The sequence below is a fragment of the Rhodanobacter ginsengiterrae genome (assembly GCF_050026815.1).
GTDB lineage: Bacteria > Pseudomonadota > Gammaproteobacteria > Xanthomonadales > Rhodanobacteraceae > Rhodanobacter > Rhodanobacter ginsengiterrae.
Map to the genome: position 1 here is coordinate 138,344 of NZ_JALBWO010000049.1, position 14,031 is coordinate 152,374.

Sequence of the window (14,031 nt, forward strand, 5' to 3'; positions counted from 1 at the left end):
GCAGGTGGCGATCATCTTGCCAGCTTGGATGCGCGGTCGCGCAAAAGGGTTTGAAGCATCGCGGACCGCCCTCGTCGAGGGGCGGTCCGCGACCCGGTCGCCTCAGGAAGTGGCGGCTTCGCGGCGCGGCTGGTCGGCGCTGTCGAGCGCGGCCGCCACGCGTTGCTGTTCCCGGCGCAGACGCGCGGGCAGCTGCGGAGCAAAGCTCTCCAGATACTCGCCGATGGCGGCAAGCTCGGTCTGCCAGCCGGCCTGGTCGATCTCCAGCAGCTCGTCCAGCCGGGCCCGATCCAGCGGGAGCCCTTCCACTTCGAGCTCGCTCGCGGCGGGCACGATGCCGATCGGCGTTTCGACGCCGGCCAGCCGGCCTTCGGCGCGATTGATCATCCATTCCAGCACGCGCAGGTTGTCGCCAAAGCCCGGCCACAGGAACTTGCCGTCGGCACCCTTGCGGAACCAGTTGACGTGGAAGACCTTCGGCAGCTTGGCGCCGGGCTGGTCGAAGGACAGCCAGTGCGCGAAGTAGTCGCCGTAGTGGTAACCGCAGAACGGCTTCATCGCCATCGAATCACGCCGCAGCACGCCGACTGCGCCGGTGGCCGCGGCGGTGGTTTCCGAGCCCATGGCAGCGCCCATCAGCACGCCGTGGCTCCAGTCGCGCGCTTCCATCACCAGCGGCAGCAGCGAGGGCCGGCGGCCGCCAAACACGATGGCGCTGATCGGCACGCCTTCGGCGGCTTCGGCCATCGGCGACCAGGTCGGGCACTGCTTCGCGCTGACCGTGAAGCGCGAGTTCGGGTGCGCGGCGGGGCCGTTGGCCGGGTCATAGGGACGCCCCTGCCAGTCGGTGACCGGGGTGCCGGGCAGGCCTTCCCACCACGGCTGGTTGTCGGCGGTGACGGCGACATTGGTGAAGATGGTGTCGTGCGCGATGCTCTTCATGGCGTTGTGGTTGGTGGCGTCGCTGGTGCCCGGTGCCACGCCGAAGAAACCGGCTTCCGGGTTGATCGCGTACAGCCTTCCATCCGCGCCGGGACGCATCCAGCAGATGTCGTCGCCGATCGTCCACACTTTCCAGCCATCGCGCAGATAGCCTTCCGGCGGAATCAGCATCGACAGGTTGGTCTTGCCACAGGCCGAGGGGAAAGCGGCGGCGATGTAATGCGTCTCGCCCTGCGGGTTCTCGATGCCCACGATCAGCATGTGCTCGGCCAGCCAGCCTTCCGTGCGCGCCTGGTGGCTGGCGATGCGCAGGGCGTGGCACTTCTTGCCCAGCAGCGCGTTGCCGCCGTAGCCGGAACCATAGGACTTGATCGATAGCTCGGCCGGGAAGTGCATGATCCAGCGGCGCTCCGGATCGAGCTCGCCCTTCGAGTGCAGGCCCTTGACGAAGGAGCCTTCGCGCTCGATCCGCGCCAGCGCGGCGGCGCCCATGCGGGTCATGATCTTCATGTTGGCGACCACGTAGGGGCTGTCGGTGATCTCCACCCCGCAGCGCGACAGCGGCGAGTCGATCGGGCCCATGCAGTACGGGATCACGTACAGCGTGCGACCTTCCATGCAGCCATCGAACAGTGCGTCGATCTTCGCGTGCGCCTCGACCGGATCCATCCAGTGGTTGTTCGGGCCGGTGTCTTGCTGGTCCGGGTGGCAGACCAGGGTGAGGTGTTCGACGCGGGCCACGTCTGTCGGATGCGAGCGGTGCAGGTAACAGCCGGGATGGGTCTGCTGGTTCAGTTCGATCAGGGTGCCGTCGGCCAGCATCTGCTGCACCAGGGACTGGTATTCGGCATCCGAGCCGTCGCACCAGTGAATTTTCGCGGGGCGGGTCAGGGCGGCAACTTCATCGACCCATTGCGCGAGCGCTTCCAGCTTGCTGGCCATCGTATCCTCGTGAGGTTTTTTGAAAAATTGATCGGAAACGGTAGTTTGCAAGCACTGGTATTGCAAGGCTTGGCGCAACAAAGACGGCGCCAGATGGCGCCGTCCGGGCTTGCCACGGTGCCGATCAGGCCGGAATCAGCGTCGCGATCATGTGTTCGACGTAGGCGTCGAACTCTTCCAGATTCAGCCGCGGCAGACCCAGGGTGAAGTTGAGCTGCAGGAAACCGACATAGGCGGCATAGGTCAGGCGGGCGCGGTTCAACGCCTGCTCCGCGGGCAGGCCGGATTCGCAGTACGCCGTGTTCAGGAACTCCATTCGTCGCTGCGAGACGCGCGCCATCACCGGCACCACCTGGGGATGATCCAGCGCCTTGAGCAGCGCCGCATACACGCGGTGCGGCTGCAATTCGTGGGCGACCCGGCGGAACAGTTCCGGCAGGCGCTTGCGCGGGTCACTGATCTGCTCGATCTGGCCGAGAACCTCGCGTTCGCCGTACTGTTCCCAGCGTTCCAGCGCCGCATGCAGGAGCGCTTCGCGGGTGCGAAAGTGCCAGTAGAAGCTGCCCTTGGTCACGCCGAGCTGGCGGGCAAGAGCCTCCACGGCCAGTGCACCCACGCCCTGTTCGGCGATCAACTGCAGGGCGGCAAGTTCCCAATCTTCGGCCGACAGCCGGGTGCGTTCTGGCTTGCTGCTTACATTCATGTCCGTATGGTAGCCAGACGCCGTGCATTTGTAATGTGTGCGGGCCATCGTGCTGAATGGACGGGAAAATATCCTCGACGGCCCGCACCTCAGCGCACGGTTGACGGCGTTCGGCGAGGCAATCCATACTCTGACGTATGGTTCAGTCCAGTCGCCCGCCTGCCAGCTTTCGTCGCTTCCCCGTCGCTGATCTCGATCTGGCGGTGGAAACGCTGCATGCCGACGGCAATCCCACCCTGCTGTTCGCGCATGGCTTCGGCCAGACCCGTCATGCCTGGACCGGTGCGGCAACGGCGCTGGCAGAGGCCGGGTGCCGCTGCGTCACCTTCGACAGTCGCGGCCACGGTGAGAGCGACCGCATCGCCGCCGACGCGAATGCCGGCGGCTATCACATGGATCAGTTTGCCGACGATCTGCTGCGGCTGGCGGCCGCGCAGCCGCAGCCGCCGATCCTGATCGGCGCCTCGATGGGCGGCCTGCTCGGCATGGTGCTGGCCGGCGAGATCCATCCCTCGCCGTTTCGCGCACTGGTGCTGGTCGACATCACGCCGCGCTGGGAAACCGCCGGCGTGGAACGCATCCTCGCCTTCATGCAGGCGCACCCGGACGGCTTCGACCATTACGACGACGCGGCCGAACAGATTGCCGCCTACCTGCCGCAGCGCCGCGAACGCAAGAGCGAACAGCAGTTGCGCCCGCTGCTGCGCGAAGGTGCCGACGGCCGGCTGCGCTGGCACTGGGACCCGACCCTGCTGGCCGGCGACCTGGTGCAGGAAAGCGAACGCTACCAGCCGCGCCTGCAGGCTGCCGCGAAGAAGATCGCGGTGCCCGTGCTGCTGCTTTCCGGCGCCCGCAGCGACGTGGTCTCGCGCGCCACGGTCGACGAATTCCTGCAGCTGGTGCCGCATGCCGAACATGTCGAGTTGCCGCACGCCACGCACATGGTGGCGGGCGACGCCAATGATGCTTTCACGCGTGAAGTCGAGCGCTTCGTGCAGAGTCTTGCTTCACTACCCGTCGACCGGCGCACCGCCGGCGGCGTTCAATCGCAATGAGGTGTTGAGATGTCCGTGCTACTGACCCTGCTGGCGGCGTTGATTGCCACTGGTGCCTGCGCCTATCACCGCACCAGCCTGCGTACCTGGGCGATCGTCACCATCGTCACCACGCTGGTGGTGGGGCTGCTGGTGCATGCCCCGTGGACCACCGCGATCCTGCTGATCATCGAGCTGCTGATTGCCGTGCCGCTGCTGCTGGTGGACTTTCGTCGCCGGCAGATCAGCGCGCCCTTGCTGAAGATGTTCGCCAAGGTCACGCCGAAGCTGTCGGAGACCGAGCAGACCGCGCTCGAAGCCGGCACCGTCGGCTTCGAGGGCGAGTTGTTCTCGGGCAAGCCGGACTGGCATGAACTGCTGAAGCAGCCGAAGCCGGAGTTGAGCGTCGAGGAGCAGGCCTTCCTCGACGGTCCGGTGGAACAGCTGTGCGCGATGATCGACGACTGGCAGATCACCCACGAGCTGGCCGACCTGCCGCCGAACGTGTGGCAGTTCATCAAGCAGAACCGCTTCTTCGGCATGATCATCCCCAAGCAGTACGGCGGCCTGCAGTTCTCCGCGCTGGCGCATTCGGCGGTGCTGCAGAAGCTCAACAGCATGTCGGCCACGGTGGCCTCGACGGTGGCCGTGCCGAACTCGCTCGGGCCGGCCGAGCTGCTGCTGCACTACGGCAGCGAGGAGCAGAAGAACCACTACCTGCCGCGGCTGGCGGTGGGCGAGGAGATTCCGTGCTTCGCGCTGACCGGTCCGTACGCCGGCTCCGACGCCACCTCGATTCCCGACACCGGCATCGTCTGCAGGCAGATCGTCGATGGCGTGGAGACGCTGGGCATCAAGCTCGACTTCGACAAGCGCTACATCACGCTGGCGCCGGTCGCCACCGTGGTCGGCCTGGCCTTCCGCATGTTCGATCCGGAGCACCTGCTCGGCGACAAGGAAGACCTCGGCATCACCCTGGCGCTGCTGCCGCGTTCGACGCCCGGGCTGGAGATCGGCCGTCGCCATTTCCCGCTCAACATCCCGTTCCAGAACGGGCCGGTGCGCGGCAAGGACGTGTTCGCGCCGTTGTCGGTGCTGATCGGCGGTCCGCAGATGGCCGGCCATGGCTGGCGCATGCTGGTCGAATGCCTGTCGGTGGGTCGCGCCATCTCGCTGCCGTCCAACGCCACCGGCGGCATGCGCGCCTCGGCGCTGGCCACCGGCGCGTATGCACGCATGCGCAAGCAGTTCGGCCTGGCCGTGGCGCGATTCGAGGGCGTCGAGGAAGCGCTGGCGCGGATCGGCGGCCTGACCTACGCCACCGCGGCGCTGTCGCGGGCCACCGCCGCGGCGGTCGACCGCGGCGAAAAACCGGCGGTGCCATCGGCGATCGCCAAATACCACGCCACCGAATGGGCGCGGCAGATCGCCAGCGACACGATGGACGTGCACGGCGGCAAGGCGGTGCAACTCGGGCCGAGCAATTACGCCGGGCGGGGCTGGTCGTCGGTGCCGATCGCGATCACGGTGGAAGGCGCCAACATCATGACGCGCAGCCTGATGATCTTCGGTCAGGGCGCGATCCGCTGCCATCCATACGTGCTGAAGGAAATGCAGGCGCTGTCGATCGCCGACCGCGGCGAGCAGTTGAAGGTGTTCGATCGCCTGCTGTTCGGCCACATCGGCTTCGGCATCTCCAACGCCGTGCGCAGCCTGGCGATGGGCCTGAGTGGTGCCAGCATCGGCGAAACCGCGGGTGACGCCTATACGCGTCGCTACTACCGCAAGCTCGACCGCTACTCCGCCGCGCTGGCGCTGTGCGCGGACGTGTTCATGGGCGTGCTCGGCGGCAAGCTGAAGTTCAAGGAAAAACTGTCCGCGCGCCTGGGTGACGTGCTGAGCTATCTGTACATCGCCAGCGCCATGCTCAAGCAGTACGAGGACAACGGCCGGCCGGAAGCGGATCGTCCGTTCCTGGCCTGGGGTTTCCACCAGTGCATGTGGCTGATCCAGAATGCGCTGGATGGCGCGATCCGCAACTTCCCGGTGCGTCCGGTGGCGTGGCTGTTGCGCGCACTGGTGTTCCCGCTGGGTCGGCGCGAAGTACCGCCGTCGGATCGTCTGGGTCGACGGGTGGCCGCCTTGCTCACCGCGCCGAACGAGGCGCTGGATCGCCTCACCGCCTGGGTCTACACCACGCCCACGCCGAACAACACGATCGGCCGCATGAAGGCCTTGCTGCCCGACGTGATTGCCGCCGAGCCGGTGGATCGAAAGTTCGGCAAGGCGCTGAAATCGGGCCAGTTCAAATCGCACGACTACCTGGGGCAACTGGCCGAGGCGCAGCAGGCCGGGGTGATCTCCGACGCCGAGGCGGCGCTGCTTCGGCGCGTGCGCGAAGGCGTGTTCGAGTTCATCTCGGTGGACGACTTCGATACCGACGAATTGCGCGCGTTCAAGATTCGCCCGGTGAATTCGGCCGGCCTGTAAGTTTGCAACGTGGCAACGCCACCCGTGCGGGTGGCGTCGCCCTGCTCACGGCGTCGTCAACACGCAGCGGTTCTTGCCGCTGCGCTTGGCCTCGTACATCGCGTTGTCCGCCGCATGCATCAGTTGTTCCGCGGCGTCGGCGTGTTCGGTGGGCGCATACGGCGCAATGCCGATGCTGGCACTGATGCACAATTCGATCGATTTTCCGTTCACCTGCAGGTGGTACGGCTCGCCCAGTGCCGCGCAGAGTTTCTCGCACAATTGCAGCGCCATCTGCGGCTCGTCGATCTCCTCCAGCACCAGGGCAAATTCGTCGCCACCCAGGCGGGCCACCGTGTCGTTGCCGCGCAGGTGCATCGGCAGGCGGGCGGCGATCTGCTGCAGCAGGGCGTCGCCGGCGGCGTGGCCGTGGCTGTCGTTGACGCCCTTGAAACCGTCGATATCGATGCAGGCCAGCGCGAAGCGGCAGTGATGCCGGTTGGCGCGCTGGATCGCACCGTGCAGCCGGTCATGGAACAGCGCCCGGTTCGGCAGGCCGGTCAGCGGATCGTGGCTGGCCTGGTGGCGCACCATGCTTTCGACCAGCTTGCGTTCGGCGATCTCGCGATGCAGTTGCCCATTGCGCTCGGCCAGCTCGGCCATCGCCTCGCGCAGCTTCATGCGCGCCGAATACAGTTCAAGGAACACACGCACCTTGGACTGCAGGATCTGGTCGTTGATCGGCTTGGCGATGTAGTCCACCGCGCCGGAGTGGTAACCCTTGAGCCGGTTCATGTCGTCGGCATAGGCGGCGGTGACGAAGATGATCGGCGTCTGGTTCAGCTGGTCGGTTTCAGCAAGCAGGCTGGCCACCTCGAAACCGTCCATGTCGGGCATGTTGACGTCGAGCAGGATCAGCGCGAATTCGTGATCCAGGCAAAGCGCCAGCGCCTGGTTGCCGCTGGCGGCCTCGAACAACTGCGCGCCGCTGTGTGCAAGCAGGCGGCGCATCGCCACCAGGTTCGCCCGGGTGTCATCGACGATCAGGATTTTCGGCGTCATCAAGGTTCTGTTCCTCCGGCCATTCCATGGCTTCCGGGGACAACCCTAACCGATGTCGCCGGGATGCGTCCGCCTCCGGCGCTGAAGCTTGCGCCGTTGTGGTGGGAGTCGCGCCGGTCAGGCTGGCGCGGCAGGCAGCCAGGTGCGCACCATGCCGGCAAGCTGGTCGAGGTCGATCGGCTTGGAGAGATAGTCGTTGGCGCCCATCTCCAGGCAGGTTTCGCGGTCGCCGGTCATTGCCTTGGCGGTCACCGCGATGATCGGCAGCGCCGCAAAACCGGCCTGTTCGCGAATGGCCCGGATCGTCGCGTAGCCGTCCATGCCCGGCATCATGATGTCCATCAGCACCAGGTCGGGCCGGGCTTCGGTTTCCAGTGCGCGCAGTGCCTTGTAGCCATCCTGCGCCATGCTCACCTGCAGTCCCCAGCCGCGCAGCACCTTGGACAGGGCGAACAGGTTGCGCATGTCGTCATCCACCAGCAACACGCGGCGACCGGCCAGCGCAACAGGCGAGGCCTCCTCCGTCGGTGCAGTCGGGGCAGGGTGCGGAATCTCGCGCAGGAAGTTGCCTACTTCCTGCAGCAGGCGTTCGCTGGAACGGGCGCCCTTGAGCACGATGGCATCGGCGTACTGGCGAAGCTTGAGGTGCTCCTGCGGATCGAGCTCGCGCCCGGAATACACCACCACCGGCGGCATCGCGTCGGCAGCGGCGGACAGGTGTTCCATCAATTCCAGCCCGGACATGCCGGGCAGGCCAAGATCCAGCACGATGCAGTCGTAGTCGACCTCGGCGATCTTCGGCAGCGCATCCTCCGCGGAAGCCGCTTCATCCACCTGCACGTGGTGGGCGCGCAGCGTGATCTGGATCGCCTTGCGCGAAGCGTCGTCGTCTTCCACCACCAGCACGCGGCGGTGCTGGCCTTCGCCGAAATGCAGCAGGCGATCCAGTGCCTGCGTGATCGACTCGCGACTGACCGGCTTGGTCAGGAAGCCGATCGCGCCGCGTTCCATGCCACGCCTGCCGACGTCGCTGGCCGATACGAAGTGCACCGGGATCGAGCGCGTGACCGCGTCCACCTTGAGCCGGTCCAGCACCGTCCAGCCGTCCATCACCGGCAACGAGACGTCCAGCAGGATGCCTGACGGATGATGCGCGCGCGCCAGTTGCAGGCCCGATTCGCCGTCCATCGCGGCCAGTGCCCGATAGCCCTTGCGGTGGATCATGTCGATCAGGATGCGCACGAAGGCCGGATCGTCCTCGATCACCAGGATGGTGACCTGGCCCGGCAGCAGCGTGTGGCGGTCGTCTTCGATTCGAACGCTCGGCGTGGGCAGCAGCAAGGGCGTGGTGACGCGCCGCCCCGACTGGCTGGCAGCCTGTTCCGCCGGCTCGTTGACGGGCAGCGGCAGTGGCGGTGACTCCGGCAGCAGCAAGGTGAACTGGCTGCCGCGTCCGCTCTGGCTGTGCAACACCACGTCGCCGCCAAGCAGCTGGGCCATCCGCCGCGAAATGGCCAGGCCCAGGCCGGTGCCACCAAACTGGCGGCTGGTGCTGGCGTCGACCTGCTCGAACGCATTGAAGACACGCTCGAGCTTGTCCGGCGGGATGCCGATGCCGGTATCGCTCACCGTGATGGCCAGCAATGGCTGGCCGGCGAGCGCGGCGGGCACCGCCAGTTCCGCCTGCGCCCGGCCGATATGCAGGTCCACCGAACCGCGGACGGTGAACTTGAATGCGTTGCTCAGCAGGTTGTTGGCGATCTGCTCCACCTTGCCGCCGTCGGTGACCAGGGTTGCCGGCAAGTCGGTGTCGATCGACACCTCGAAGCCCAGCCGCTTGTCGGTGGCGACATGGGCAAAGGTTCGCTGCAGCCGCTTGCCCAGTTCGGCGAGGGACACCTCCTCGACCACCAGCTCCATCTTGCCGGACTCGACCTTGGACAGGTCGAGGATGTCGTTGATCAGGTGCAGCAGGCTGTTGCCGGCGTCATGGATGATCCGTGCCGATTCGATCTGCTCGTCATCGAGATTGCCAGTGTCGTTGTCGGCCAGGCTGCGCGACAGGATCAGCAGGCTGTTCAGCGGTGTGCGCAGTTCATGCGACATGTTGGCCAGGAAGTCCGACTTGTACTGGCTGGCGCGCGCCAGTTCGGCGGCCTTTTCTTCGGTATCGCGCTGCAGGTCCTCCAGCACCACTTTCTGCCGGTTCAGGCTCTCGGTCATGTCCCGCAGCTCGTCGTTGGAAGAGCGCAGCTCCTCGGCCTGCACCCGCTGCTCTTCCTCCGATGCGATCAGCCGTCGCGATTGCTCTTCCAGCTCGGTGGTCTTCACCCGCAGGGTTTCATTGCTTTCGTGCAGCACTTCCTTCTGCTGGCGCATCACCAGTTCGGACAGGCGCAATTCGTCGGCCTGCTCCTGCGTCTGCTGCAGCAAGTCCTGGGTATGCACGGCCTGGTTGAGATTCTCCAGCGCCAGCGCCACGATCGGCAGCAGCTCATCCAGCAACTGCTGCTGCAAGGCGGTGACCGGCGCGAAACTGGCCATTTCCAGCACGCCGATCAGGGTCTCGCGATAGATCAGCGGCAGGATCGCGATGTGTCTGGGCAAGGCCTCGCCACTGCCCGAGTCAATCCGCAGGTAGTTGTCGGGCACCTCATCCAGGATGATCGGCTTGCGTTCCACCGCGCACTGGCCGACCAGCCCTTCGCCGGGCATGTACTGGTCGGCGGAGCGATGGTTCAGGCGCAGTCCGTAACTGCCCAGCAGGTCCAGTCGGTGGCGCGCGTCGTCGAACGAGTAGAACAGTCCCAGCCCGGCGTTGCACAGCGGCACCACCTCGCTGGTCAGCCACTGGGCGAAGTCCTTGTGCGTGGTGGCCTGCAGCAGCACCTGGGAGATGTCCGCCACCTGCGAGCGAATCCACGCGCGCGCATCGGTATCCAGCGACATCTGCTTGAAGACTTGCAGGGCGCGCGCGATCTCGCCCACTTCATCGCGGCGATTCAGGCGGCGGATCTCGAAATCGTGGTCGTGGTTGGACAGCTGCGTCATCTGGTCGGTGAGCCGGCGCAACGGCCGGATCACCAGTTGCGAGGTCAACCGGATGACGGTGATGCCGAGCAGGATGCCCAGCACGATGGCCAGCCCGTTGATCGCCTTGGTCCTGCTGAGGGTCAGGTCGAGCTGGTGGTTGCGTTGGTCCAGCAGCCGGCTCTCCTCGCCGGCCATCTGGTCCAGCACGGCGGAGATATCGTCCATACGCACGGTGCGGTGTTGCATGTAGTCGCGCTGGATCCGTTGCCGTTCCAGGTTGGCGCCCGCGGCAGTGAGGTCCAGCCGTTTGAGCGGATCAATGGCGCGGTCCAGTACTTCCTGGCGCCAGCGCGTCGCCATCGACTGGATCGTGTCCAGCCGGGTCTGCTGCAACGCATCGTCGACCAGCAGCTGGCGCAGTTCGACGAGGCGCCGATCGAGTTCCTCGTTGGACCGGTTGAACAGCTCCAGCTCGCTCGGCGTCGCCGACAGCAGGAAGCCACGCGCGCCGGTCTGGCTGGATTGCGCAGCGCGCTGCACGGTGTCGATCTGCAGCAGCACCTGATAGGCATGGCTGGCCCAGTGGTGCGTGGTTTTCTGCTTCTGCAGCGAATCCAGGGTGATCAGGTTGGCGAGCAGGAACAGGCTGAGCAGCAAGCCGATGGCCAGCATCATCTTGCGCTGCAATGGCTGGTTGGCCAGCCAGGAATTCTTCCTTGGAGGGTTGGTCTGCGGCGCGCTGATCGGGGCCATGACGGCGTCCTTTACCGAGTGAGTGGGCCACCAGGCCGGTGGCCGCAGCTACAGGGTAGTCGCTGCGGCGGGCAAACCCCAGTTCGGCGCCGCCGCGGATTCAGCGCCAGGCCAGCCGTCAAGCCCGCCTGGCTTGCGAACGCAACGGCACGATCGAGCCGCGCCGCAGCGCAATCACCAGCAGGCCCAGCGTGCACAGCGTGCACAGCGCCAGCGCGACCACCGAAGCCTCGGCGCCGAACACGCCGCCGCTGAGCCAGTCCGGGCCGCTGCGGGTGGAGACCAGCCAGCCGTCGGCGTCGGTGCCGGAAACCGGAATGCCGTAGATCGTGCCCTGGGTGAAGTTCCACGCCGCGTGCAGGCCCATGCACAGCGCCAGCGAGCGGGTCACGTGGTACAGCATGCCGAACAGCAGGCCGGCCTCGATCGCGATCGCCATCGAACTCCACAGCGTGGCGCCGGGATTGCCCAGGTGCACCGCGCCGAAGAACAGCGCCGAAATGGCCAGCGCCCACCAGGTGCCCAGGCCTTCCTCGACGATGCGGAACAGCACGCCACGGAACATGATCTCCTCGCCGATGCCGGCGCCCAGTCCCACCACCAGCAGCGCTGGCAGCCACGCTGCATCCGGGTTGGTGCCGGTCACGTGGTAGCTGCCCAGCAGATAGAGCACGCCGACCACGGCGCTGAAAAGCAGCACGCCGAACGCTAGGCCAAGCAGGCCCTGGGGAATCAGCGAGGCAGGCGCCAGTTCACTGATCCGGCGGCGCTCGATCCATTTCACCAGGATCAGGTAGGCAAGCAGCGGGATCAGCGCGCGCGCCGCCAACTGCGCGACGGCCTGTTGCAGCGGCGGCGAAGCCTTGCCCCAGCCCAGCAGGTGCAACGCGCCACCGATGACAAAGCTCAGCGCGATGAACAGCGCAATGAAGATCACGATGCGCGCCAGCGGTGAATACAGCAGCCGGCGCTTCCATGTCGGCGCGTCGGCGGGCGTGACGAAAGCGATCGATGACTGCGGCATGCGCTGGTTTCCCCCGGTTGGAATCAGCGCAGATTAGCCGTCCGCGGGCGACCTGCCCAGTGGGCGCGTGGCGAAGCTCAGACCTCGACGGCCGCCGCGTGCTCGCGCGTGTTGGCAAAGCGCACCTGCGGCCAGCGCTCCTGCGCCAGTTGCAGATTGACCCGCGTCGGCGCGATGTAGACCAGTTCGCCGGCACCGTCGATGGCCAGGTTCATCGCGTTCTTCTCGCGGAACTCGTCCAGCTTCTTCTCGTCATCGCAGTGCACCCAGCGCGCGGTGCTCACGGTCACCGGTTCGAAGCTGGCGTCGACGTTGTACTCGTCCTTCAGCCGGTAGGCGACCACCTCGAACTGCAGCACGCCGACCGCGCCCAGGATCAGGTCGTTCGACATCAGCGGCCGGAAGAACTGGGTGGCACCTTCCTCGCTCAATTGTGCCAGGCCCTTCTGCAGCGCCTTCATCTTCAGCGGGTCGCGCAGCCTCGCGCGGCGGAACAGTTCCGGCGCGAAGTTCGGGATGCCGGTGAAGTTGACCATCTCGCCTTCGGTGAAGGTGTCGCCGATGGTAATGGTGCCGTGGTTGTGCAGGCCGATCACGTCCCCCGGGTAGGCGGTCTCGACGATCTCGCGATCGCTGGCCATGAAGGTCAGCGCATTGGCGATGCGCACTTCCTTGCCGGTGCGCGTCTGCATCATCTTCATGCCCGCGTTGTAGGTGCCCGAGCACACGCGCATGAAGGCCACGCGGTCGCGGTGCGCCGGGTCCATGTTGGCCTGGATCTTGAACACGAAGCCGGACAGCTTTTCTTCTTCCGGCTGGATCGCGCGCGTGGTGGTGTCGCGCGGCTGCGGCGAGGGCGCGTTCTCCACGAAGAAATCCAGCAATAGCTGCACGCCGAAACTGTTCACCGCCGAGCCGAAGAACACCGGCGTCTGCTTGCCGGCCAGGTATTCGTCGAGGTCGAACGACGGTGCGGCGCCTTGCACCAGCTCCAGTTCCTCGCGCAGTTCGCGCATCGCCTCCTCGCCGATCCGCTCCAGCAGGCCCGGTGCATCCAGCCCCTTGAAGATGGTCGAGTCCTGCCGGGTGAAATTCTTGCCGGCGTCGAAGATGTGCACCTCGTCCAGTGCCAGGTGATACACCCCCTTCAGTCGCTTGCCCATGCCGATCGGCCAGGTCAGCGGGGCGCAGGCAATGCCCAGCACCGACTCCACCTCGTCCAGCAGCTCGATCGGCGAGCGGCCCTCGCGGTCGAGCTTGTTGATGAAGGTCATGATCGGCGTGTCGCGCAGCCGGCACACCTCCATCAGCTTGATCGTGCGCTCCTCCACGCCCTTGGCGCAGTCGATCACCATCAGCGCCGAATCCACCGCGGTCAGCACGCGGTAGGTGTCCTCGGAAAAGTCCGCATGTCCGGGCGTGTCGAGCAGGTTGACGATCTTGCCTTCGTACGGAAACTGCATTACCGACGAGGTCACCGAAATCCCGCGCTCCTTCTCCAGCGCCATCCAGTCCGAGGTGGCGTGCCGCGCCGTCTTGCGGCTCTTCACCGAGCCGGCCATCTGGATCGCGCCACCGAACAGCAGCAGCTTTTCGGTCAGCGTGGTCTTGCCCGCGTCAGGGTGGCTGACGATGGCGAAGGTGCGGCGGCGGCGGGTTTCTTGGAGGTGGGTGGGCATGGGCAGGGGTCGGCTGGAGCGCGAACCGCTAATTGTAGCTTGGATCTGAGATGGGCCCGGGTTGGTGGGTTCCGCTGCGCCGGCTACCAGCCAGCAAAAGGCACCTGACGGCGCACTCTGGCCACATCGCTTCTACTCGCTGGATCGTCACCCCAGCGAAAGCTGGGGTCCAGCGTCTTTGGCGGTTCCATGGGTCGTGTAACGATCCGAAAGCAAGAGCTTTCGTGCGCCTTCGGCGCTCGAGCCACCTTTCTCTGTGTGGCTGTATGGACCGGAGACATGGGTGACACATGTACCAGGACATGGGTAACAGTTTAGGCCGTTTTACCCAGGTCAATTTCCATCAGTCGATGGTGGGCAAAGTAGAGCGCGTAGATGCCCTCCTGTGTG

Annotated in this window: 8 protein-coding genes; 2 read left to right on the plus strand and 6 right to left on the minus strand. The window is 65.9% G+C overall.

Annotated elements, in window-relative coordinates; genetic code table 11:
- Positions 1-102 precede the first annotated feature (102 nt).
- Positions 103-1,935, minus strand: coding sequence for a phosphoenolpyruvate carboxykinase (GTP) (locus ACQGNJ_RS06290; RefSeq protein WP_426688385.1), 1,833 nt, complete (start codon positions 1,933-1,935; stop codon positions 103-105).
- Between the two features lie 73 nt (positions 1,936-2,008).
- Positions 2,009-2,587 carry a TetR/AcrR family transcriptional regulator gene (locus tag ACQGNJ_RS06295; RefSeq protein ID WP_426688386.1) on the minus strand — a complete coding sequence of 193 codons (579 nt, stop codon included), beginning with the start codon at positions 2,585-2,587 and terminating at the stop codon, positions 2,009-2,011.
- Between the two features lie 137 nt (positions 2,588-2,724).
- On the opposite strand from ACQGNJ_RS06295, the gene ACQGNJ_RS06300 reads away from it, so the two are divergent.
- Positions 2,725-3,642, plus strand: coding sequence for an alpha/beta fold hydrolase (locus ACQGNJ_RS06300; protein WP_426688387.1), 918 nt, complete (start codon positions 2,725-2,727; stop codon positions 3,640-3,642).
- A 9-nt stretch (positions 3,643-3,651) separates the two neighbouring features.
- Positions 3,652-6,111 (plus strand): acyl-CoA dehydrogenase, encoded by a 2,460-nt coding sequence (locus ACQGNJ_RS06305; protein WP_426688388.1) that lies wholly within the window; start codon positions 3,652-3,654, stop codon positions 6,109-6,111.
- 45 nt (positions 6,112-6,156) lie between these two features.
- Here ACQGNJ_RS06305 and ACQGNJ_RS06310 read toward each other — a convergent pair whose 3' ends face one another.
- The 4 genes from ACQGNJ_RS06310 to ACQGNJ_RS06325 form a co-directional block, all read right to left on the minus strand.
- Positions 6,157-7,152, minus strand: a complete 996-nt coding sequence (locus ACQGNJ_RS06310) for a diguanylate cyclase domain-containing protein (protein ID WP_426688389.1) — start codon at positions 7,150-7,152, stop codon at positions 6,157-6,159.
- Between the two features lie 117 nt (positions 7,153-7,269).
- Positions 7,270-10,938, minus strand: a complete 3,669-nt coding sequence (locus ACQGNJ_RS06315; protein WP_426688390.1) for a response regulator — start codon at positions 10,936-10,938, stop codon at positions 7,270-7,272.
- Positions 10,939-11,056: 118 nt separating this feature from the next.
- The gene (locus ACQGNJ_RS06320; RefSeq protein WP_426688391.1) at positions 11,057-11,962 is read right to left on the minus strand and encodes a CPBP family intramembrane glutamic endopeptidase; all 906 of its coding nucleotides are present in this window, start codon (positions 11,960-11,962) and stop codon (positions 11,057-11,059) included.
- Between the two features lie 77 nt (positions 11,963-12,039).
- Positions 12,040-13,641 (minus strand): peptide chain release factor 3, encoded by a 1,602-nt coding sequence (locus tag ACQGNJ_RS06325; protein WP_426688392.1) that lies wholly within the window; start codon positions 13,639-13,641, stop codon positions 12,040-12,042.
- Positions 13,642-14,031 lie beyond the last annotated feature (390 nt).